The following is a 24033-nucleotide window of genomic DNA, read 5'->3' on the forward strand; positions in this document are numbered from 1 at the left end:
CATTATTGCGATTACCATCACAATTCCGCTGTTTTCTTCACCTATCTAATTGCTAAATAAATATCCACTAGCAATAATGTTACCCGTAACCTGTTACCGGTAACATCCAGCCAGGGCACCGGAATAACAACCTAAATTAAATTTCAAATCTAGAATTAAATAACCTCTTTTCAACACCCGAGGAGTTTCCTATGAGTGATACCCAAAATCAAAACTACACATTTGTCTTAATGGGGGTATCGGGTAGCGGCAAATCCGCAGTGGCGAGTGGCGTTGCTCAGCAGTTACAAGCTGCCTTTTTAGACGGGGACTTTTTGCACCCGAAATCCAATATTATGAAAATGGCATCTGGACATGCACTGAATGATGATGACCGTCGTCCGTGGTTAGAAGCGCTGAACGGTGCCATTTTTGCAATGCAAAGAACCAATCAGGTTTCTCTGGTTGTGTGCTCTGCATTGAAAAAGAGTTATCGCGATATTCTTCGTGAAGATAATAAAAATCTCTATTTTATCTATCTGAAAGGCGATGCAGCAGTGATTGAAGAGCGTTTAAGAGCGCGTCGTGGTCATTTCTTTAAACCAGAAATGTTGAAATCACAGTTCGATACACTGCAAGAACCAGATACCCAAGAAGCCGACGCTTATGCGGTTGATATCCGTCCTGCGCTCAATGAGGTTATCGACAATACCTGTGCAACCATTCGTCAAATCATGACGGGAGATAAAGCATGAACGCACCAGTAGAAACATTAAGTACCTTAACATTGGTACTGACCGCCGTTGGCTCGGTGGTATTATTGCTATTTTTAGTGATGTACGCGCGTTTACACGCTTTTGTAGCGTTAATGATTGTGTCGATTGGCGCGGGTCTATTTTCTGGTATGCCAGTCCAAGATATCACTGCAACCATGCAAAAAGGGATGGCGGGAACCCTGGGATTCCTTGCTATCGTCGTCGCCTTAGGTGCCATGTTCGGTAAAATCTTGCATGAAACGGGCGCTTTGGATCAGGTTGCTCATAAGCTATTAGACCTTTTCGGTGAAAAGCGCGCGCATTATGCGGTGGGGATCGCCGGTTTAATCTGCGCACTGCCATTGTTCTTTGACGTGGCTATCGTGCTATTAATCGGCGTGGTATTTGCGGTCGCAAACCGTACTGGCCACAACGTAGTTCGCTTAGCAATTCCTCTGTTTGCTGGTGTGGCAGCAGCGGCAGCCTTCCTGTTACCGGGGCCAACACCAATGCTGGTGGCGTCGCAAATGGGTGCAGATTATGGCTGGATGATCTTAATTGGTCTGTGTGCGGCTATCCCGAGCATGATTTTAGCGGGTCCACTGTTTGGTAGCTTTATCAGCAAGTTTGTTAGTATTGAAATTCCTGCTGACTACCAAGCACCACAAAGCACTAACGGCAAAATGCCAAGCTTTGGCTTCAGCTTAAGCCTCGTGTTGTTCCCATTACTGCTGGTTGGTTTAAAAACCATCGGGACTCACTTTGTGGAAAAAGGCTCGAATCTAGAAAACTGGTTAGAGTTTATTGGTCATCCATTTACTGCATTATTACTGGCATGTTTGCTGGCAATCTACGGCTTAGGCTTCCGCTACGGCATGGATAAAGAGCGCGTGATGGCGGTCTGTTCCGCAGCAATTCAACCTGCGGGTATCATCCTGTTAGTGACTGGTGCGGGTGGTGTATTCAAACAAGTGCTGGTGGACTCAGGTGTAGGTCCGGCATTAGGTGATTCGCTGATTGGTGCAGGTTTACCGATTGCTGTCGCGTGTTTCGTCTTAGCGGGTGCGGTGCGTGTTATCCAAGGTTCTGCGACTGTTGCTTGTCTAACGACTGTTGGTTTAGTCCTGCCTGTTATCGGTGAGCTAGGTTACTCTGGCGCACAACTGGCTGCATTAGCGATTTGTATCTCTGGTGGTTCATTAATTCTGAGCCATGTGAATGACTCCGGTTTCTGGTTATTCGGTAAATTTACAGGTGCAACTGAAGCTCAAACCTTAAAAACGTGGACTATCATGGAAACGATTTTAGGCACGACGGGTGCGATTGTTGGGATGATTTTCTTTACCTTCCTCTAAAACTGATTTCTCTCTATCTCTTCTGTAAAAAACAAAAGTCAGCTTACTTAGGTAGGCTGACTTTTTTGTATGTGAAGATAACGAAATAGGTTTATTTCAACATCTGATTAAACTGGCTATATAAAGCCTGTGCGCTTTTCTTATAACCATCCGCAGAGAAATGCACATTATCAGGACGGGCTAAACCTTGTGATGCCCATGCGCGGATAGAGCAAGGCCCGCCCATGTTCGCTTGCCAATCCCAAAACAGCGTATGTTCCTGAGCGGCAATGTTTTTCTGAATACGGATCACATCCATCAAATTCACCGGCATCTGTGCGCTACAACCCGCCGCATTACTGAATTTAATTGAGTCGCTAGGCCCCACTAGCATAATCACGGCATTAGGTGATTGCTGGCGGATCTGACGAATTTTATCCCGTAGATTTTGTTCGTAAGCCACTAAGTTCAGTGTGTCATTAAACGCTTCATTGGTGCCGAAGGCTAAAATCACCATATCTGGCGACATTTGAGCCAGCGTGGCGCTCCACTGTGGTTGCCACTTATCCAGCATGTTGATGGTCGCACCGTTTAAACCGATAGCAGATAACATCACACCGGGTTTATTCGAACGGACTAACCATCCACCCACTTTGAGATTACTTGTTGTTCCAACTGACACAGTTGATGGCAATTGCGTGCTCACTGGCGCAGAGAATTGCCAGCTATTTCCCGTGGCAGGTAAGGCAACTGTCGAAGATGAGGATGGCGAAACCTGCATCTGGGCACCATTCGAGCTTTGGTACAGTGCTTGTAAGCGATAACTATTTTGGACAGGCTGCAACGGTTTTAATAACACATTGCTCTTGCTACCTTGTGGCTCCGCTATCAATCCACCTAACGGGTAGTCAAAACGCTCGTCTTTGCGGCTACTGGAAAGTGACCAATCTGACTTATCACTGACGCGATTAATGGTGGCGGTGCGTTGACCCGGTACCGAAATTGGCGGTACAAAACCAGGACCTGCATCTCCATAACGTTGTTGGAACAATGCTCTTAATTCACCAGTGAAAAAATCTGCGGCCGTGTGTGAATCCCCTATCTGAACGATATGGACTTGTTGACCACCTTGGCGCAGTTTAGACGCCAATTGACTTAAATTGGGTTCACCGTTATTGACTAACTGCCCTTGCTCTGTAGGCGCTTGCCACTGAGTTTGCGACGTTTTGCCGCGTTTAGTATCAGGGGTTTGACAAGAGACTAAGCCTAATGACAGCAGGGTAATAACACTAGCTGTGAGTAGCTTGCTCTTGACCTGATTCTGGTTGTTCAGTTTCATGAGGTTCCTTGTCTTCCTCTTCGAAATGGATCAGTGAAAATACGCTTTCGGCAATCATTTGTTGCCCTTTACCACTGAAATGGATCCCATCACCACTGCGCAATTTTATAGCATTGCTACCATCCCCAATATAGTCGGAATAGTCGTCATTTTTATATTTAAAGACGTCATTAGCAGAAATGTACATTTCGCCATACTTCGCAACTTCGGTTTGGTAGAGACCGCGTAGGAACTTCATTCCATCGGAGAGAGTGTTTTTACGCATATTCGGTGGACCCACCCAAATCACATCGACATGATGTTGGCGTGCGGTGGAAAGAATTTCACTGATACGCGAACGATAGGTTTGCTCCCACTCTTCACTCTTGAATTTCACATACTTATAGCCCGATTGTGGTGGCATATCCCACGGGTCATTAGGACCTAAAAATACCACTAAGACTTTAATTTTCGGGTTATCGTTCAATGCTTTGGCAATGGTATCTGGCCAGTTAAAGAATTTAGGGTACGCGAGACCGGTACTCTGCTTACTTAAGTTAATACTCTCAATATTATACTTTTTCAACAGCATGTTTTTAACATGGGGAGCGACGCCCTGCATCATGGAGTCCCCAGCAAACAAGACTTGATCCCCTGTAGCAATATTGGCTATCTGTTTTTGAACAACAGGTCCTTCAGGCTGCGCAATAGTCACTCCTGCAAAGGTTCGACCTGGAATTTTAGCGCGAGCTTGAGGGCGTTTTAATAACTCAGGGAATGTGACCGATAAGCTCTCTGCGGGATGAATATAACCATTAACAAAGTGTAGCCCGACACGGAAATCTTGTGGGAAAACTAACGTTTCGTGGTTAGCGGCCATTTGGGCGGCAAGTTTATCTTCAGCGGCTTTTTGTCCAGATGCGTGATAGGCAAAAGTTGCCCCTGCTTCTTGGACACCATCATGTAACGCGCTCCCGTAATCCCAGACAGGGTTTCCACTGATTTTCGCCCATGGGGTATCTTGGTGATACTTTTGCTGCCAGAATCGCTCTAAGGAGCTTTGGTTTAACCAAATCAGTAGCAAGCCAGTGATGATGACAATCAGCACCACTTGTCCGGTTTTTTTCAGGTTATTTTTAAACTCAGAAGTTAGCATAGATAAATCCTGGCATTCCTGAAGGTGAAAGCATAAACATAATCGTCAACACGATGGCTAATGGGATTGGGTAATAGTACCAAGCGATATCTTGATATTTCTTGGCAACATACTGGTAGCCTTGAACGAAATAAGGGTAGGCGAAGAACAGTAACCAGAATGCAATCAGCAAGCCGAGGTTCGCGCTAATTGAGGCGATAAATCCAGGCTCAATAAATTGATTGAGCATCACCAGAGCATCATCAAACGATGGGCTACGGAAAAAAATCCATGCAAAGCAGACAAAATGGAAAGTCAGAATTCGTGCAAGTAATTTTGAAACATGGGCGTTGGGAATTAAGTGGGTTCTCCCCAGTTTTTTCATTAGCTCAGTTTTAATATTAAAAATTACCGTCCCTAAGCCATGAATTGCGCCCCAAATAACAAATGTCATTGCAGCACCATGCCACAGACCCGAAATTAACATTGCGGTTAATACGTTGATATTTTTTCGTACAAATCCTTTGCGACTACCACCTAATGGAATATAGATATAATCCATGATGAAGGTCGATAAACTGATATGCCAACGTTTCCAGAAATCTTGCAAGTTAGTGGCTAAATATGGGGCATTAAAGTTAAGTGGCACTCTAAAGCCTAATAGTAACGCAATCCCCGTCACTAAATTGGTATAACCGGAGAAGTTAAAATAGATATTCCACGCGTAAGCGTAGGTGGCAATTAATATTTCCCCTGCACTAAAGCCTGCGGGAGCATCAAATACTGGATTAACGTAGTTTTCAGCGAGGTATGAGCTGAATAGAAACAGCTTTACCAGTGCTAAGCTAATTAACAAAATGGCGCGGCGAGAGTCGAGAATAACGCGGCTTTCAGCTTGGATTTGCGGTAAAAAGTTTCTTGCACGGTTAATTGGACCCGCAACGATACTTGGGAAAAAAGCCAAATATAATACGACGTCAAAAAAGTCGGCTTTTTCAATTTCTTTGCGGCATACAGAAACGGTATAGCTGACGGAATGGAAGGCGTAGAAAGAGAGCCCCAATGGTGCCAACAGTTCCAGTACAGGCAGTCCAACGCTAAATCCAAACTTATCGAGGGTTTGCTGAATAGTTTCCTGGAAAAAAGAATAATATTTAAACGCAGTAAAGCAGCCAATGATCCCGATAGCTAATAACGAATATACCCATCGATTAGATAACCAAACCGTTGCCCAGTTGGTGAGCAAATAGATAAATAACGTGTAGCCAAACAGAATATAGGCAAAGTCAGGGCTAAACGAGTAGACAAAGAAATAACTTGCTGTGATGAGCAACCCATTCTGCAATTTAGAGCTGGGTTGGCAGCCCCAATAAATAAGAAAAAAAACTAAAAAAGAGCCAAGAAACTCAAATGAGAAGAAATTCATATTAGACTCAGGTGTTATTTGTTATGGGTGACCATGATATTTATTCTTCCTCGGCTTGCAATCAGAATTTCGTCATATTTCGCGCCGTCGCGGTGTTGTCATCGTATTGTCACCCTAGTCACATACTTGTGTATGCTCCTAGGGATATCAATCCTCGACGCCTAGCGACAACACGAACTATTTAGAAATTCAACCGTAGATGAATTTTTCTTACCCAAAAAACCTAATGATTTAGAGTAAATCGGGGATAGGGAAAATAAGTTATACAAGACTCAAGATTCAAAGTCTAAGAAGTATAGCTGGGGCGGGGTGGGTTGTCATATTTCGAGTGGATGGGAAAACGTGCAAAAAAATCCACTTTCGAAAAAGTGGATTTTTATACTGTGTACCTGGTGTGTAGATACTAAAATTAGCTGCGAGTCGCTGCTCTTTGTTGAGCTTGTGTAATCAATTCTTCGTTGCTCGCGTACATCTCTTTCAAATAGTGGTTATATGATGAACCTAACTCTGAGTACCCTTTCATATCGTTAATCAGCTTGACGGAGTCTAACTCATCTTGTGATTGACGCTGTTTAGCACGCGAGTGACGTAAAGACTCATACGCGTTATGGGTATTCATATTCTTCATATAGGCAGTCACTGTTGCTTCAACAGAAGCGTAAGCTGAGTAGCCTTTGATCTTTCCTTTGCTAACTTGGCAACCGCTACCACAGCGCATACCAAATAAATTTCCGTTTTGTAGAGCAAGCTGAGAAGTACCCCAACCAGACTCTGTAGCCGCTTGTGTCGCAACTAAATGCGTTGGCATGATGTCTACACGACTTAACAGCTTATCCCAATTAATACGTTTTGGGTTGCTGCAACTGATGCCATAACTATCGCAGATCTGGGTTAGGCGACGTAGCTCTTGGGCGCTCCATTTGGTGTTCGTGCGCACGGAAAGCAGCCAGTTACGCTCTTCCATAATCTGTTGATTGACTTTTTCAATCACCGGGACAATCGTTTTCAAAAACGCTTTCTTACGTGGAGTACCAGACGGGTATTTACGCATATCAGGCAGTGGTGTTTCTGCTTGATTTGAGTTTTGTGCCGACTTCAGTGTGAAGTCTTTTTTAAGCATCGTACTGGTACTGGTGGAGCCAAAACTGAGGCCCGAAAACAAAAGTAAAAATAAGAAAGCGAAGACGGCGTTTGTCCCCATCGTTCGAGAGGGCATTTGCTTCTCCTATGTTTCTCTGAACAAAAATCGAGCGAATGGTAGCAGAATAATTTTTCACGAGCTACCTTTATCCGACTCACATTAGGTAAATTTCTGTATTGGTATGTCATTAAGTGTTGATTTATTTTAACTTAATGATTTTATATTAAAAATAATTGCGTTATTTATATTTTCAATGCTTTATTTATCAATTTTTGTTTTTGATTTCATCTTGCAATCATCTGATTTAAGCTAAATTAGATTGATTTTCAAACAATTAACAGGTGTATTGTAGGGTTATTATGCTTAAAAAATAACCGATCAGTGGTCTAAATTTTAAACAAAATGGGGTGTTTCGCATTTTATGAGTGGTATTGGTTGTTAAAAATACAGAATCAAAATCGACTTTCAATGTGTGAAAAGGACAAAAAAAATGCCGTTTTTTGACCTTTTGCCTCAGCCAAATATTACTATTAGTCGACGACTTTTTTAGTCGTAGAATGGCACGGTTTGCTGTTTCTGATCTTCAATTTTTGCATTCTCCGCGAGCCGTTTGAAATCATCAACTGTCCAATATGTCTCTGGGATAGGAAGTTGTGCCATATGATCGGTGGGTACTAAGCGAAACTGTGCGAGAGAGGATAATGCAAATCCTGCATATTCCGACGGCAAACTGAGTTTCAGCCCCAAAGTCGCTACAGCTTGGGTTGGTAAAAACGGATAGCGGCTATCGGTGGTGTCATAATCGCGTGTGAGCACTAAAAATTTATCTGGAACACGCTTCGCACTATTCCACCAAAGCCCATCAATTTTGTTAAATGCATCGCGAGTTAAGGGTTTTTCTTGAGCCCCAAGTTGATGTAGTGCAATGGGAAGCAGTGCTTCGAGAGATTGCGAGAATATCGCAAGTGACTCAGCACGACCTTGTAAAATCAGCGAACTTGCTAGTCTTGCTCCCACTAAGTTGGAATATAAGTCTTCGGGAGAGAAGGCAGATATCCCCTCCGAAAAGCCAGGAACTGATTGATAGCCATACCATTGTGCAATTTCATGCCAAGCAGCTAACTGAAATGCAAGTTTAGCTGCCAGATAAGTGCTTAACGTATAGCGCTCTGCGGGGGACGCAGGTGGTGTAAAGGCTGAAAAATGGATTTGTCTGCTCGCGAGTTCATCGCTGAGGGTTAGTGTCCACTCTTCACCAAGTTTTGGGTAAATCTGGCTAAAGAGATATAACGTATAGTCGGCGGTATCTCGAACATGTGCAATATCAATAAACCCGCCATCTGTGGTATAGATAAGCCCCACTTTTTCGTTACTGATCCCCATTAGACCTGCGGTGGCGCCCAAGTAACTATCATTATAATGGTGCTCACCAAGATTATCGGCTTCCACTATGTTGTCGATGGTATAGAAAGGTACGGGGATACCTGCCACTTCCGCTTGCAGGTTATAGCCAAAAGCACAGCAGGCTCGAAGTCCTTGAGGGGCTTTGAGATCTTGTAGAACAGACCACGCTTTAGATGCTTCCTCGTTGGAAATCGTATCTAGATTAAGGTTCGCCGCAGGTAAGTTCAGCTCCTCGCGAGTTTGGCAGGCGACGAGCATAAGTAAAAAACATGAAGTTATTAGCAGCTTAAACATTAAAAAGACTCACCAACTTGGAAATAGACGCCCGTACTGTTGCGACCAACACCAAAATCCAGTCTCACATTCATCCGAGGCTTAAATTCAAAACGATAGCCTACACCGGCACTTGGTAGCCAGTGTCCAGCACCTAATTCTGAGGGAGAGTCGCTCATGGTCCCCGTGCCTAACCAGCCAACAACCCCGTGCCGCCAGTCTAATTTATGCCGTAACTCGATTTGACTAGTAAAAATATTGTTGTCCCGATAGCGCCCTTCATAGTAACCCCGCATGCGGTTACTGTTACCTAATAAAGAAAGCTGATTCCACGGCACATCTCCCGTGGTAAAGCGGGCATAGTTATCAACGGCTACGACGGTTTTCTCTGTGAGCTCATGGTAATAGGCATACTGCAACTGGGTCGCTTGAAAACGGGTATCACTACCGAGGTTCGGTGAAAAATAAGTATAAATAACCTCAAGTGTTTGCCCATGGTGTGCGTTGGGTAAAAAGTCTCGGGTGTCATAGCTATAGTAGGCGCTGACGCCTGAACTGATAACCGAACGCCCGCCAACTGATTGCGAAAAGTAAGCTTTTGCGCCTTCATCGGGATCGCTGGCATTGATCGACGAAAAATTCCAACCTAGTCCCACATAGGTGGCATCGGTTAGCTTATATAAAGCCCTTGGGGTAATTTTGAACTCTTGGGAATGGTATTTTTCTTTATTGCTCTCTTTTTTACCCGCTGCGTATCCTTTACCCCAATAATAAGTCGGTACATTATTGATGGTGCCAGATACAAACAGTCGCCATTGGTCGCTATCTACAAAGTTGTAGTTAGTGAAGTTGAGTCCAAAAGCCCCTGTGGATGATGCAAAACCACTTAATCCAATCGAAGAGGGCTGGGTTTTGGTGTCTTGTTTGTCGAGACGATATAAACCCACTAAAGCGGTTCCGACACCTAACCCCATTTCAGGAGTATAGAAAGGCCCCGGTAAGACGCCCCAGTCGATAGTTTTGGATTCATCAAAGCTGTTTTCGCCCCCAAGCTCGCTGAGCCAACAATCAATTTGCTCACGTTCAGGAAGGATTTTCGCTTGCGAGGAGAAGGCAATGATAAGGCTGAGCAGTGTCAGCCTACGCAGGTGTTTCTGTTGTAACATTAAAAACGGAACTCGCCTGAAATAAAGAAGCTGTTACGGTTATTAAAGCCCACTTCGGTCAGAACGTTAAAGTTACGAGTTAACTCAACGCGAGCACCGACGGTATTATTCCATTTATGGGCAAGGTGTTGTTCTACATCGAACTTAGTATCAGCGGGCGCTAAAGCCATCCATTTATTTAATTCGGGTGGTAAATCTAAATTACTAATATTACCTTTAAAGCGCTGAGTAATATCTTGGTACATGGCACCTGTCCAGACTTGGACTTTAGTATTACCTTGACCAGAAATGAGCGGCTCAAAGACAAACTCATAGCCAATACGAGGAGTAATGACTAAGGCTTTAATATCCCCATCAATAATATCGAGATTGGTTTTTGTATAGTTGATATCTAAAGTGGAGAAAAATTGGTTATAACCTCCAGCGAAGGTCACTCCTCCCCCATAAGATTTACCATCATAATCTAATTCAAATGGGAGGTTCTTACCGATAGGGATTGGAACATTTTGGCCAAATATTTTAACATTAGCTTCAACATTTGTTAGGTTAGTTGTTGATGTTCCTTTAGTTTTCCCATAAACACCATAGACATTCATAAATGGGAATATCCAAGTATCCAGTTTTAACATTTGAGATTGGTTTTTGCTGCGGGTATGCCCTGTCTCTATTTTTAAATCTTTATTCATGTCGAATTTAACAAATGGCATTCCAGGAACTTTGACCTCTGAATTTGTATGAAAGCCAATCTTGTCCACTACAACATCCTGACGCAGATTCATATAGCCATAACTGACACCAAAAGGTTCTGGTAAGTCATAACCTCGAGCGCGTGCTTCATCTCCCCAAATAGGCAATACACGGGATTCAGTCGTGGATGAACGCGTGACGCCGCCTTCGCTATTATTTTTAGGGACTCCAGATTCGCTCATGCTTAATGAAAATAGTGGTGTGTCACTATCGGCAAAACTGGCAGGGATAGCCAGACAAGAGGAAAGTAGCAGCGCTGCGCTGTATTGAATGCGTGTCATAATGGACTCAATGATTAGTAGAATAGAATGAAGGAAACAATAAATTAATTAACTTACAGTTATCCACAAAAGTTTAGCATATATGGTAATTGATAGTATGGCTCATGGTGCTATTTTAATGATATTTCGCTACCTATGAACGCATATTATTATCAATATGATGGATGTGATTAAGATATTAAGAAGATGCTATTGAGGTACTAAAAAACGTGCTGAAACTCTGGGTATTTCAGCACTGAAATGCATTAGAGGAGTAAGAGCGGTATTATTTGCTGTTTTTCTGATGAAACTGAACACGCTCATGGAAGTAATCTTTTAAATGCGCTTCCATGCTGTGAATTTTTTGTTCCAGCGCATTAATTAAGACATCATCATTATTCATATCAAAAACGCGCTTCATTGCGAGGTCATCAATATATTCTTTTTGTTTCTCAGATAAATCAGCCATGTTGTAAAGCCTCTATTTTCAAAACCTATATAAGAAAGGATTATTTCACCAACCAAAAGCCTTGGTGATGCTGGTTCTCATTGTGCCCTAGTGAATACGGGATGAAAAGTGGAATTACGTTGCATCAAATAATGATGATTAATGCTCCTAGTTTAAATATGAGAGATTAAACGCCTATCTGATTGGGTTAAGAATTATCACAATATTCTTATCGAATATAAGCTGATATCCTCCAGTAAGATAATAAATAACAGGGCAAAATAGTGAACAATAAACAACAATACCTTGATATTGCTGCTGGAAACGGGGAGAAAGAAGCCTCGATGATGGTGGCAATCCCTGCATCAGAGCTGACCTCCCTACAACTTGAACAGCGTCTGGAAGAGCAAACCTACTTTACTGAAGGGGAAATTGATTACCTGCCTGATGAAGAAGGCGGCGGTTTCTTCTTTAGCTGTAAACGTGGCGAAGAAGAGTTACGTTTTTACGTTTCGCTTGTGGAGAGCGACCCGGAATACACCATCAACCCGTATTTCGCGACAGATCCTATTAGCCAAGAACTTTACACGCAGGCAAGCAATGCGCCACAGGCCGTGGTGGTTGAATGCCTATTCCAAGAAAAGCCTCTTGTGAGCTACTTACAGCAGCTTAAAATTATCCAAATTTTAGTACCTGATTTATTACTGGGCTTGGATATTTCTGCCGCAGGTAAAGTCTTTACCCGTGAATGGCTTAACTTCCAGCTGATCGACGATTTAATGCCAAGCATTGATTCCCTGTATGTGGTGCATGCCATTTACGATCACGATGAAAACTCCGAAGATTCAGCGCCGACCAAATATTGGTTCCATACTCATGGGTTAGCCCGTTGTGGTTTATCGGAAGCGGAAATTATCATTCCACACCCGATTGCGTCTTATTATGGGATCCCTGAGTTGTTCTGGAGCTTTGTGAACAACAGCATTACCAACGGAAAAATCGACTTTAATGAGCCGATTTTCATTGGGCAAACACAAACCGGCTATGAATATTTAGTGGCGGTACCTTTTGAAGAAGGTCTCCTTCATGTAGGAACTTCCACACCGATCGATAACTTAAAACCGCTGGAAGAGATGAACTTCGAGTTTGGCGATATGAGCTCTGAGCGTTTTATGGGGGATTGGCACGACCGTGACGAATCTCACCAGCATCCATCCGTAATGTTATTCCGTGTCACGCAAGAAAACCCAACATTGGAAAGCTTCTTTGAAGGGTTTGAAGACCAAAATGCAATGATGTTTATGCGCACTGATGAAGAAACGGCGGATATGTCCAGCAAAGCCAGACTACGTTGGGAATACTTCACTCACATGCTCGATAACTATGGTCCAAAGCCAGTCGCACCGAAAAAAGGGCTATTTGCGAAGCTGCTCGGAAAATCGGAAGAAGAGGAAGAATCAGAGTGGCGCTTCTTAATTAAATGCGGCATTAGTTATCAAGATGAAGAGGGTGATGAAGGGCACGAACATATGTGGTTTGAGCCGTTGACATGGAACGGCGACCAGTTTGAAGGCCGTTTAATTAATCACCCATTCTATGTGGAAACCATGGAAGAGGGCGGTGTTTATCCGCTAACGCGTGACCATATCACGGATTGGACTATTTATTATCAGGACGGTAGCTATACTCCTGATACAATCTATAAACTTCTTAGTGGTGCTCAAGTGCATTAATCTATCTTGATTGACTAATGCGAATAGGGCACTGAATTCAGTGCCCTTTTTAATGAGTTAAATGTGACAATGACCCAACCTGAACTGTACCAATATGCCCTATTTTTACTTTCCAGACGCGATTATGGCAAAGCGGAGTTATTTGCCCGTATGAAGCGCCGTATGTATGAAAAAAATGAGGGGATTATCGATGAGCAGTTGATTGAAGGGGTGTTGGATAAACTGAGTGAGCAGCACTTTTTGGATGATGACCGTGTGGTATCACTGCTATTGCAAGGGTATTCGCGTAAAGGATATGGACCTTTACGGATCAAACAAGAAATGCGGCAAAAAGGATTTGCCGAGACATTAGTCGAACACCATTTTGCTGAGCTTGATGTCGACTGGTTTGAAAAGGCAGCAGAAGTACGCAGTAAAAAATTTGGGGATGAAATCCCAACTGACTTTAAAGAGAAGGGTAAACAAATTCGTTATCTGCAATACCGAGGTTTTTTTGGTGACATGATATTTGAGTTATTCTCGCGCTAATTTTTGCAGTTAATCTTACATTATTTATGATGGTCATTATGTAGATAATCACGCCATTTAATATCGCTTAAATTACTATTATTTGGCTTTAGTTTAAATGTTTAATGCCCCTGAATTTCATTTCTTTTGCTTAGTCAAAAAATAATATTTTTTTGACTTGTGTTTTTATCTATTTCTAGATTAAAAATATTGTCCACTATGATCATTATCAGTGTATTTCGCTTTTTTTTTAGGCAGAGTACCACCAATAATTACAAAATGAGACGGGCAGGAGAAACACATGATTGAGCTCTTAATAGGCGTATTGGTCGCCGTTGGAGTTGGGCGCTATATAATAAAGGGTTACTCTGCAACTGGGGTATTAATGACGGGGGGTATTTTACTCCTAATTATTACTGCGTTAATGGGTAAAAGCATTTTACCAGAATCAGTGAAAGCAACGGGATGGCGCGTTACTGATATTCTGGAATACATCAAGTTCTTATTAATGAGCCGAGGTGGTGACCTCGGTATGATGATCATGGTGCTGTGTGGGTTTGCGTCTTATATGACTCACATCGGTGCGAATGACGTGGTGGTTAAAATTGCCTCCAAGCCATTAAAAATGATCAACTCCCCATACTTATTGATGGTTGCGGCGTATATTGTTGCTTGCTTGATGTCACTGGCAGTTTCATCGGCAACAGGTTTAGGGGTGTTATTGATGGCAACCTTGTTCCCTGTGATGGTTAACGTCGGGATCAGCCGTGGCGCAGCGGCGGCTATCTGTGCATCACCGGCCGCTATCATTCTGGCACCAACGTCTGGAGACGTTATCTTAGCGGCGAAAGCAGCAGAAATGCCTCTGATTGATTTCGCATTCAAAACCACACTGCCTATCTCCATCGCTGCCATTGTTGCGATGTCAGTGGCTCACTTCTTCTGGCAGCGTTTTCTGGATAGAAAAGAGCACGTTAAAACCGAAATGCTGGATGTGAATGAAATTAAAACCCACGCACCAGGTTTCTACGCGATTCTACCATTTACTCCAATCATCGGCGTATTAGTGTTTGATGGTAAATGGGCGCCTGAGCTACATATTGTCACCATTATTGTTGGCTGTATTATTATGGCTGCAATCATTGAGTTCATTCGTAGCTTCAGTGCAAAACATGTCTATGGTGGCTTAGAAGTTTGCTATAGAGGTATGGCTGATGCGTTTGCAACCGTCGTGATGCTGTTAGTGGCAGCTGGCGTATTTGCTCAGGGCCTAAGCACCATCGGCTTTATTAAAGGCTTGATCGACTTAGCACAATCCTTTGGTTCTGGCGCGATTGTGATGATGATTGCGCTGGTGGTGATCACTATGTTAGCGGCGATGACCACTGGTTCTGGTAACGCGCCATTCTACGCATTCGTTGAATTGATCCCTCACTTAGCGAAGCAAATGGGCGTCAACCCAGCTTACCTTGTCATTCCAATGCTACAGGCATCTAACTTAGGTCGTACATTATCACCGGTTTCTGGGGTGGTGGTTGCGGTATCGGGGATGGCGAAGATTTCACCATTTGAAGTGGTGAAAAGAACCTCGGTTCCCGTATTAGTTGGGCTTATCGTTGTTGTGATTGCCACTGAGATTTTAGTGCCAGTCTATTTGTAACAAAATAGGTATTTACCAAACAAAAATGGCTAGAAATTATTCTAGCCATTATGTTGCTGACAAAGAGGGATAAAAGCGTGGTTTTTCCCTCTTTGTGTTATCAGGCGAAAATCAATGAATTGATTTTCCTTGTTAATTCTACAACCCAAAAGAGCCATTTCCAACCCTGATGGGTTTGGAAATGGTCTGATGGCTAGAAATTATTCTAGCCATTTTTTTTATCGATATTTATTTCGGTTAAAACTTAGGTTCAAAAGAAAAAAACTCTACGCTTTTTTGACGTGGTGTTTTGGTATTTTCAATCAAATGATAAAAATTTATTTGCGATTATTAACAAATTGTCATTTTTTTAAATTCAGATATGAGATCTACACCAAAAAGCCAGAAAGATTAATCAAAATAAGCTAGTTGCTCTAACGCATTTAATGCAAAATTCGCCGCATCTTTTTTTATCCATTTTAAAACGATGAAGTGACGGTATGAGCACAATAAAAACCGCAGTAAACACGACAGACAAACCTGCCAGTAAGTGGACTTATAAAGACTTCACTTGGGTATTATCTCTTTTTGGTACCGCCGTTGGTGCGGGTGTTCTTTTTCTGCCAATTAAAGCTGGCGCGGGTGGTTTCTGGCCATTAGTTGTATTAGCTTTAATTGCAACTCCAATGATTTGGTTAGCTCATAAAGGGTTAGCGCGTTTTGTTTTATCGGCTAAGAAACACGATGCTGATATTACCGATACTGTGGAAGAACATTTCGGTAAAACAGGTGCGAATATTATCACTTTTGCTTATTTCTTTGCGATTTACCCAATCGTATTAATTTACGGCGTGGGTATCACTAACACAGTCGACTCATTCTTAGTGAACCAAATTGGTATGGACCCACTGCCACGTTGGTTGCTGTCTGGTGTGTTAATTGCAGCAATGACCGCAGGTGTCGTATTCGGTCGTGACTTAATGCTGAAGCTCACTTCTATGATGGTTTATCCATTAGTCTTCATCTTATTAGCGCTGTCTCTGTACCTGATCCCTGAGTGGAATACGTCGATGTTAGAAGTCGCACCAGATTGGAGCGCAATGCCGATTGTTGTCTGGATGGCGATCCCTATCATCGTATTCTCTTTTAATCACAGCCCAATCATCAGCCAGTTTGCAAAAGACCAACGTCAGCAATTTGGCGACCAAGCTGTGATTAAAACTGACATGATCACTGGCGGCGCAGCATTTATGTTAACTGGCTTCGTGATGTTTTTCGTATTCTCTGTGGTTCTGTCACTGAGTCCTGCTGAGTTAGAAATCGCGAAGAAAGAAAATATCAGCGTGTTATCCCACATTGCGAATATTAACCCATCACCAATCCTGTCTTACTTAGGTCCTATCGTGGCATTCGCAGCTATCGTTTCTAGCTACTTTGGTCACTTCTTAGGTGCGCACGAAGGTCTGGTTGGATTAGTCAAATCGCGCTCTTCAGTTTCTGTGAAGAAAATTGAGTTAATCTCTTTACTGTTCATTGTAATCACCACTTGGATCGTCGCGATTATCAACCCAAGTATCTTAGGTATGATTGAAACCATGGGTGCCCCAATGATTGCGGCAATCCTGTTTATCCTGCCAGTTGTGGCGATGCGTATCGTGCCTGCAATGAAACCGTTTAGCACCTCTAAGCCAGCGCAAATCTTTACGCTGCTATGCGGCTTAGCATCAATTACCTCTGTGATTTATGGCGCGTTCGCGTAATTAAATTCAGTTGTACCGAAACCCATATTGCTTCGGCAATATGGGTTTTTTTGTTTCTAATGCGGTCTTATTTATTTTATGAATAACTTTAGATGAAATTATTTCAAGTCTAGATGGTTGTGCGAGGAATTTACTTGGGGGATATTGGAAAGGACTGCCGTGAAATAATAAGTACCGTGAAATAAAAACAAGAACCCATTCAATTGGCAGTGCGGGTATAACAAGGATAACTCAATGAAATTAGAAACATTATCAATCCACGCAGGCTATTCTCCAGACCCTACAACCAAGTCTGTCGCGGTGCCTATTTATCAAACCACCTCTTATGCATTTGACGATACACAGCATGGCGCGGATCTGTTCGACTTAAAAGTTGCAGGTAATATCTATACCCGCATTATGAACCCGACCAACGATGTGCTAGAAAAGCGCGTTGCTGCCCTTGAAGGAGGAATTGCTGGGCTGGCGGTGGCTTCGGGCATGGCAGCTATCACCTATGCAATTCAAACTATTGCCCAAGTCGGCGATAACATTGTTTCGGTGGCAAAACTGTATGGCGGTACGTACAACTTACTGGCGCATACTCTACCGCGCCTTGGTATCGAAACCCGGTTTGCTGAACACGATGATTTAGCCGCACTAGAAGCCCTGATTGACGAGAAAACAAAAGCCGTTTTCTGCGAATCTATCTCTAACCCTGCGGGCTTCATTGTTGACCTTGCCGCGCTGGCGGAGGTCGCTCATCGCCATGGCGTACCTCTGATTGTCGATAATACCGTAGCGACTCCGTATTTATGCCGCCCATTCGAACACGGTGCGGATATCGTGGTGCACTCGTTAACCAAATATATCGGTGGTCATGGCACCTCAATCGGCGGAATGGTGATTGATTCAGGTAAATTCCCATGGGCAGAGCACGCAGAGCGTTTTTCTCTGCTGGTTGAGCCGGATATCGCTTATCACGGTGTCAGCTATACAGAGCACTTCGGTGCGGCGGCGTTTATTGCGCGTTGCCGTGTGGCACCGCTGCGTGGAACGGGAGCAGCATTATCGCCATTTAACGCCTTCTTGATCTTACAAGGTCTGGAAACGCTCGCGTTAAGAATGGAGCGCCATACTGAAAACGCAGTGAAAGTGGCACAATTCCTCGAAAACCATCCGCAAGTGGCATGGGTAAAATATACGGGGCTACCAAGCAACCCTGAGCACGCACTTGCGCAAAAATATATGCAAGGTAAACCTGCTAGTATTATGTCTTTTGGGATCAAAGGCGGGCAAGAAGCGGGAGCGCGTTTTATTGATGCACTGAACCTGATTGTTCGCTTGGTCAATATTGGCGATGCAAAATCATTAGCTTGCCACCCAGCATCGACCACCCATCGTCAATTAAATGATGCAGAGCTAGCTCGTGCAGGAGTATCGCGCGATATGATCCGTTTATCCATTGGTATTGAACATATCGATGACATTCTTGCTGACTTAATCCAAGCCTTGGATGCAGCCAAGTAAATCTTGTTAAGTAGCTACCGATAAATAAAGGCGGTTATTGTGAAGAATATATTGCAATAACCGCCTTTATTGTTACCTGCGTGATTAACTATTGGGTTTTATTCTTCTTTCTAGAATTAATAACTATTCGCAAGCGGCACCGTTTTTTAATTTATTTTTCATTCTGTTAAAAATAAATGGAAATCGCTGAACTATTGTTTTTTAATCGAGTCTTAACAAGCAGCTCATCCTGCTATCTTAATGTTGAAATAAAAGATTCATTTATTGATTGTTTATCTCATATGGATGTATGAAATACGAAAATGTTTATTGGTTTATACTGGGTTTAGTCGAACTAATGATAATAGAACCCTGATTTTATTAATCAAAAGTGCCTGAAGCTTCGGCGCAAATAATAATTATTAAATATTTATGACAATAATGGTTGAGATTAAATGATGATGGCAAATAATAAAGTTGCCTACTTTAAGTGGTGCCTATTATTCGGTTTTGTACTCATAACCTATTTTCTTCCTCTCAATGGGCGCATGCTATGGCAGCCCGATGAGCTACGCTATGCAGAAATCAGCCGTGAGCTGATATTAAGTAGCCATTGGAGCGTGCCTGAGCTGCTTGGTATCCGCTATTTTGAAAAGCCGATTTTTGGTTATTGGGTCGGTTCTTTCTTCCAAATGTTATTTGGTGAAAACAATGTCTCGGTTCGGTTAGGTGTGGTGTTTAGCACCCTTATCAGCGGGTTATTTGTTTATCTTAGTGCAAAGATGGCATGGAAAAATAAAGATCTCGCGTTTAATGCGGTGCTTATTTATCTTTCCATGTTTATGATTTTGACCATTGGGACTTATAACATCCTTGACCCAATTGTGACCGCCTTTATTACGATGATTATCTTCTTTTTCCAATGGGGGATAACCACGACACAACGCGCTCATAAATTGTATGCCTATATTCTGATTGGCGTGGCATGCGGTTTAGGCGTTATGACAAAAGGCTTTTTAGTTTTAGTGCTTCCCGTTTTAGTGTGTTCCGTTAGCGCAATTTACTTTAAAAAGTTCAAAGACGTCTGCCTGTACGCATTAATTTCGATTCTTGTTGCCGTATTAGTTTGCTTACCGTGGGCGCTTACTATTGCAAGCCTAGAGCCAGATTATTGGAGCTACTTTTTCTGGGTTGAGCATATTCAGCGTTTTATGGCGGATAACGCACAAAACAAATCTCCGTTCTGGTTCTATATGCCGATTTTGTTGGCGGCGGTGCTTCCGTGGTTAGGTTACCTCTTCTCATCCATTGCACACGCAGTTCGCGCGAGAGGCATGAACCTCTATTTCTTATTGTGGGCGGCGCTACCTTTCCTGTTTTTTAGTGTGACAAAAGGGAAGCTTCTCACCTATATTCTGCCGTGCATCGCACCCATCGCGATTTTGATGGCATCCTATTTGCAGCAGGTTTTAACTCAGAATAAAGTGGCTACCATTCGCCTGAATGCACTGATAAACATCACGTTGGGTATCGCGGCGGCAGGGGCATTTATTGCATCACCTTATTTCCCTAAAATGAATTTATATCAAGGGGATGAAAGCTACAAAATGTGGATTGCCGCAGGGGCATTTCTGTTTTGGGCTGTGATGGGTGTAGTGTCATTTAACCGCAAATTCTGGTCATGGGCAGCCGCCTGTACGTTAGTACTCAGCCTCAGTATAGGGCATGTGATCCCTAAATATATTGAGAGCAATAACACCCCGCAAGGCGTGTTAACAAAATACCAAGATCAGCTACAAAACCGCGCGGTACTTTTAACCAACAATGTGGGATTAGGCACTGCATTGGCTTGGGTACTCAAACGCGATGACATTACCATGCTGTATCAAACGGGTGAGCTAGGCTACGGGCTGAATTACCCAGATGCGGAAAATCGTTTTTACCGTTTAGAGCAGCTACCAAGCTTGTTGGCGAGCCAAAATAACCGCAACGTTGCGGTGGTGGTTGATGCTTCGCAAAATGAAGTCATTGATGCTTTACCGGGTACGCCAATCATTATTAAAGAAGGTAAGTTAGTGATGGCTTTCTATGAAGGTCAGTAAATTAACAGCCTGATAATAGCTTGAAGAAGAGCCGCACTACGAAAGTATGCGGCTCTTTTTTCTGTTGATTAGAGTATTAATTCAAACATCGCTGAAAACACTATTTACGCCATCGGTTAGTTGCGTCGGAGCGCGTTTTCCATACCGGATAAGGATGATAAATCATCATCATTGCCACACTGTTGCTCATAGGATTAGCCACTGAACCTGCTGATTTGCTGTCATGAACTGACCGTTTATCATGAACGCTTCGCTTTTCCTTGCGAGCGGGAACAAGTGAAAGATGGTTTAACGATGATAAATTCATGGTGCCGTCTCCTCAGAGTGTTTAATTAAACGGTTAGCTTCAGCCAGCTCATAACGTCTTGGGGTTAACGCTGTTGCGCTGTGATTACGTGCAAGCACGGAATAGATAGTTGGCAACACAAACAGGGTAAATAGCGTCCCCACCAACATGCCTGTGACAATCACCAAACCCAGCCCAAAGCGGCTATTTGCTCCAGCGCCAGTCGCGAACAGAAGAGGAACTAAACCGATAACCATTGCTGCCGTCGTCATCAAAATTGGGCGTAAACGGATTTGTGCTGCTTTTAAAATGGCATGGCGTTTATCTAACCCTTCGTTAGCTTGCAGCTCATTGGCAAACTCCACCATCAAGATCCCGTGTTTACTGATTAGCCCGATCAAGGTAACTAAGCCAATTTGGGTATAAATATTGAGGGTGGCATAACCCAATGCCAGCGGAATCAAGGCACCACAGATAGAAAGCGGAACGGTAATTAAGATAATCAACGGATCTACTAAACTTTCATACTGAGCCGCGAGCACTAAATAGATAATGAGCAGCGCCGCCATAAACGCGAAGGCGAGGGTGTTTCCTTCTTGTTTATATTGGCGCGAATCAGATTGCCAATCATGGCTAAAACCAGCTGGCAGCTCACTGGCTATCTCATCGAGATACGCCACCGCTTGCCCTATGGTAACGCCCGGTGCAGGGATCGCTTGGAAAATGGCGGCATTTTGCTGATTAAACTGAGACAATTTATTCGGCTCTACTTGCGTTGAAATATCCACCACCGTCGACAGCGGGATCATGCTGCCATCTTCGGACTTAACATAATGGCGGGATAACGCTTCAGGCGTCAGTCGCTGGCTGCGTAGGCTTTGCGGTATCACATCATAAGAGCGTCCATCCATGCCAAAGCGGTTGATATAATTCTCACCCACCAGCAACGTTAGGGACTCTCCAATATCCTGCATACGAATGCCTAAACTGTTGGCTTTCGAGCGATTAATGCGAACCTCAACCACAGGGTTGTTATAGTCGAGGTCGCTATCTACCACCATAAACAGGCCACTTTCACGCGCTTGCTGTTTAATCTCTTCCATGGTGCGATACAGCACCGGATAATCTTGGGGGCTTTTTAGCACCATTTGAATAGGCAAGCCGCCCGTAGAGCCGGGTAATGCAGGTAACTGGAACACAAAGATACTGTTACCTTCGACATCACCAACACGATTTTGTAAGTCTGATTGGATCGCCGACGCAGGGCGCTCTCGTTGCTCCCAAGACGTTAAATTTGTGCCTCCGAAACTGGCTGATGGGCCATCGGTACCGTTAATAATCCACGTACTTTCCGTTTCGGGTAGCTCCATAAACACATCGTGTAATTTACGGGAGAAACGCTCCACATACTCAAGGTTGGCATGCTGCGGAGATTTAATTGCCGTTAAGACGCTCGACTGGTCTTCAACAGGTGCCAGCTCTCGCGGTGCGGATTGATACAACATTGGCAGGCTGATCACGACTCCGACAGCCAAAATTCCGGTGATCCAGCGGTTTTTCAATGAGAAATTCAGCACCGCCGTATAGTAATGGGAAAGGGTCTCGAAGAAGGTTTCTGCCATTCGCGCCATACGCCCTTCATTCTGTTTTGAGTTCAACATAAACGAACTCATCACCGGAGAAAGGGTTAATGCCACGATGCCAGATACAATCACCGCACCCGCCAATGTAAGCGCAAACTCTTTAAATAATGCCCCTGTTAATCCAGACATTAAGCCAATTGGTGCATACACCGCAGCGAGGGTAATGGTCATCGCGATAACGGGACCTGCGACCTCTCGGGCGCCGATCAAGGCTGCCAGAACAGGGGATTTCCCTTCCTCAATATGGCGATGCACGTTTTCCACTACCACAATGGCATCATCTACCACCAACCCAATCGCCAGTACCATCGCCAGTAAGGTCAGCAAGTTAATACTAAAGCCGAACGCCATCATCAATGCCGCTGCACCCAGCATGGACAGCGGGATGGCAAGAATAGGTATAATTACGCTGCGAATCGAACCAAGGCACAGATAAATCACGGCGATAACAATCAGTAGGGCTTCAACAAGGGTGTGGATCACTTGGTCGATGGAGGCTTTAATAAACCGTGAAGTTTCAAAGGCCATTTCCACTTTTACCCCCGGCGGCAGGGTTTTGATGATATCTGGCATTAACTTATTCATGCCATCTACAATCACCAGCGGGTTACCGGTTGGCGTGGCAAACAAACCTAAGTAAATGGCAGGTTCCCCATTCATTAAGCCACTGGTTTCTGTAGATGCAGCCCCCAGCTCAATGGTACCCACATCCTTTAAGCGCACCAATCCGTTACCATCATTGCGGATCACCAAATCGCGAAATTCATCCACATTGGTTAAATCGGTGTTCACATACACGTTAGAAATGACAAACTCACCTTTCACCTTACCGGGAGCTGCTTGATAGTTATTTTGGCGCACCGCTTGGGCGACCTCAGCCGCTGAAATGCCGCGACCAGCGAGCTTATCCGCATCCAGCCATAAACGCATCGCCAGTTGTTGCCCGCCAAATACCTGCACTTTCGCTACGCCATCAATGGCGGAATACATTGGTTCTACCACGCGGGAAAGGTAATCGGTTAGTGCGGGAATCGAAAGTTCGGTACTGGAAAAACCAATATAAGCGACGGCAGTGGACTCTCCTGAAGAGAGCTCAATCACAGGGTCATAGGCCTCTTTCGGTAACTTATAACGTACTTGGTTCACCTTCGCCATCACTTGGGTGAGAGCTTGGGTTGAATCGCGGTTTAGCTCCATGCGCACCGTCACAAGGCTGCTGCCTTGAACGGATGATGAGGATAGGTAATCAACCCCTTCAACGGAAGAGACCGCTTGGGCAATCGGCTGAGTCACAAACCCCTGCATTAATTTTGCCGATGCGCCCGGATATTGCGTGGTAATTGTGATGGTTGAACTTTCTAATTGAGGATATTGGCGAATGGGTAATTTACTCAGCGCAAACAGCCCGATCAATACAATCAAGGCACTGACGACTAAAGCCAATACCGGTCGGCGCACAAATAAGTCCGTAAATTTCATAGCACCGTCC

At 43.8% G+C, this 24033-nt stretch carries 18 protein-coding genes; 8 read left to right on the forward strand and 10 right to left on the reverse strand.

What is annotated here, in order from left to right; genetic code table 11:
* The first annotated feature begins 191 nt into the window (after positions 1–191).
* Together gntK and gntU are read left to right on the forward strand one after the other, a co-directional pair.
* Positions 192–734 carry a gluconokinase gene (gene gntK / locus GKR71_RS14230; RefSeq protein WP_036955343.1) on the forward strand — a complete coding sequence of 181 codons (543 nt, stop codon included), beginning with the start codon at positions 192–194 and terminating at the stop codon, positions 732–734.
* A complete protein-coding gene (gene gntU / locus GKR71_RS14235) occupies positions 731–2089 on the forward strand; it encodes a gluconate transporter (RefSeq protein WP_036955341.1) in 1359 nt (452 codons plus the stop codon). Before gntK ends, gntU begins: the two co-directional genes overlap by 4 nt.
* A 91-nt stretch (positions 2090–2180) precedes the next feature.
* On the opposite strand, the gene GKR71_RS14240 is transcribed toward gntU, so the two are convergent.
* From GKR71_RS14240 to GKR71_RS14275, 8 genes are all read right to left on the reverse strand, one after another.
* Positions 2181–3407 carry an SGNH/GDSL hydrolase family protein gene (locus GKR71_RS14240; RefSeq protein ID WP_036955338.1) on the reverse strand — a complete coding sequence of 409 codons (1227 nt, stop codon included), beginning with the start codon at positions 3405–3407 and terminating at the stop codon, positions 2181–2183.
* Positions 3358–4542, reverse strand: a complete 1185-nt coding sequence (locus GKR71_RS14245; RefSeq protein WP_154634466.1) for an SGNH/GDSL hydrolase family protein — start codon at positions 4540–4542, stop codon at positions 3358–3360. The genes GKR71_RS14240 and GKR71_RS14245 overlap by 50 nt, the downstream gene beginning before the upstream one ends.
* Entirely contained in the window at positions 4529–5947 is a 1419-nt protein-coding gene (locus tag GKR71_RS14250; protein ID WP_154634467.1) for an MBOAT family O-acyltransferase, read from the reverse strand. Before GKR71_RS14250 ends, GKR71_RS14245 begins: the two co-directional genes overlap by 14 nt.
* Before the next feature lie 409 nt (positions 5948–6356).
* A complete protein-coding gene (locus GKR71_RS14255; protein ID WP_154634468.1) occupies positions 6357–7163 on the reverse strand; it encodes a protein bax in 807 nt (268 codons plus the stop codon).
* Between the two features lie 471 nt (positions 7164–7634).
* Complete coding sequence (locus tag GKR71_RS14260) at positions 7635–8786, reverse strand: DUF4056 domain-containing protein (protein ID WP_154599657.1); 1152 nt, start codon at positions 8784–8786, stop codon at positions 7635–7637.
* Positions 8786–9931, reverse strand: coding sequence for a BamA/TamA family outer membrane protein (locus GKR71_RS14265; RefSeq protein ID WP_154634469.1), 1146 nt, complete (start codon positions 9929–9931; stop codon positions 8786–8788). Before GKR71_RS14265 ends, GKR71_RS14260 begins: the two co-directional genes overlap by 1 nt.
* Positions 9931–10959, reverse strand: coding sequence for a hypothetical protein (locus GKR71_RS14270; RefSeq protein ID WP_036955323.1), 1029 nt, complete (start codon positions 10957–10959; stop codon positions 9931–9933). The genes GKR71_RS14265 and GKR71_RS14270 overlap by 1 nt, the downstream gene beginning before the upstream one ends.
* Positions 10960–11224: 265 nt before the next feature.
* Complete coding sequence (locus GKR71_RS14275; protein ID WP_006658236.1) at positions 11225–11407, reverse strand: hypothetical protein; 183 nt, start codon at positions 11405–11407, stop codon at positions 11225–11227.
* Between the two features lie 263 nt (positions 11408–11670).
* On the opposite strand from GKR71_RS14275, the gene GKR71_RS14280 reads away from it, so the two are divergent.
* The 6 genes from GKR71_RS14280 to arnT all read left to right on the forward strand — a co-directional run bounded on the left by GKR71_RS14280 (position 11671) and on the right by arnT (position 20615).
* Positions 11671–13119: a DUF4026 domain-containing protein gene (locus tag GKR71_RS14280; RefSeq protein WP_211887887.1), complete on the forward strand. Its 1449-nt coding sequence runs from the start codon at positions 11671–11673 to the stop codon at positions 13117–13119.
* Between the two features lie 69 nt (positions 13120–13188).
* Positions 13189–13647: a regulatory protein RecX gene (locus GKR71_RS14285; protein WP_036955318.1), complete on the forward strand. Its 459-nt coding sequence runs from the start codon at positions 13189–13191 to the stop codon at positions 13645–13647.
* 280 nt (positions 13648–13927) lie between these two features.
* On the forward strand, positions 13928–15286 hold the full coding sequence (gene dcuC / locus GKR71_RS14290) for an anaerobic C4-dicarboxylate transporter DcuC (protein WP_036955315.1): 1359 nt from the start codon (positions 13928–13930) through the stop codon (positions 15284–15286).
* A 479-nt stretch (positions 15287–15765) separates the two neighbouring features.
* On the forward strand, positions 15766–17025 hold the full coding sequence (locus tag GKR71_RS14295) for an aromatic amino acid transport family protein (protein WP_036955312.1): 1260 nt from the start codon (positions 15766–15768) through the stop codon (positions 17023–17025).
* Positions 17026–17259: 234 nt separating this feature from the next.
* Positions 17260–18534, forward strand: a complete 1275-nt coding sequence (locus tag GKR71_RS14300; RefSeq protein ID WP_154634470.1) for a bifunctional O-acetylhomoserine aminocarboxypropyltransferase/cysteine synthase — start codon at positions 17260–17262, stop codon at positions 18532–18534.
* 434 nt (positions 18535–18968) lie between these two features.
* The gene (gene arnT, locus GKR71_RS14305) at positions 18969–20615 is read left to right on the forward strand and encodes a lipid IV(A) 4-amino-4-deoxy-L-arabinosyltransferase (RefSeq protein WP_036955307.1); all 1647 of its coding nucleotides are present in this window, start codon (positions 18969–18971) and stop codon (positions 20613–20615) included.
* A gap of 100 nt (positions 20616–20715) precedes the next feature.
* Here arnT and GKR71_RS14310 read toward each other — a convergent pair whose 3' ends face one another.
* Positions 20716–20922, reverse strand: coding sequence for a hypothetical protein (locus GKR71_RS14310; RefSeq protein ID WP_036955304.1), 207 nt, complete (start codon positions 20920–20922; stop codon positions 20716–20718).
* On the reverse strand, positions 20919–24023 hold the full coding sequence (locus GKR71_RS14315; protein ID WP_036955302.1) for a MexW/MexI family multidrug efflux RND transporter permease subunit: 3105 nt from the start codon (positions 24021–24023) through the stop codon (positions 20919–20921). The genes GKR71_RS14310 and GKR71_RS14315 overlap by 4 nt, the downstream gene beginning before the upstream one ends.
* Positions 24024–24033: the final 10 nt, after the last annotated feature.

The organism is Providencia sp. wls1922, from assembly GCF_009706505.1.
In the GTDB taxonomy this organism is placed as follows: domain Bacteria; phylum Pseudomonadota; class Gammaproteobacteria; order Enterobacterales; family Enterobacteriaceae; genus Providencia; species Providencia lanzhouensis.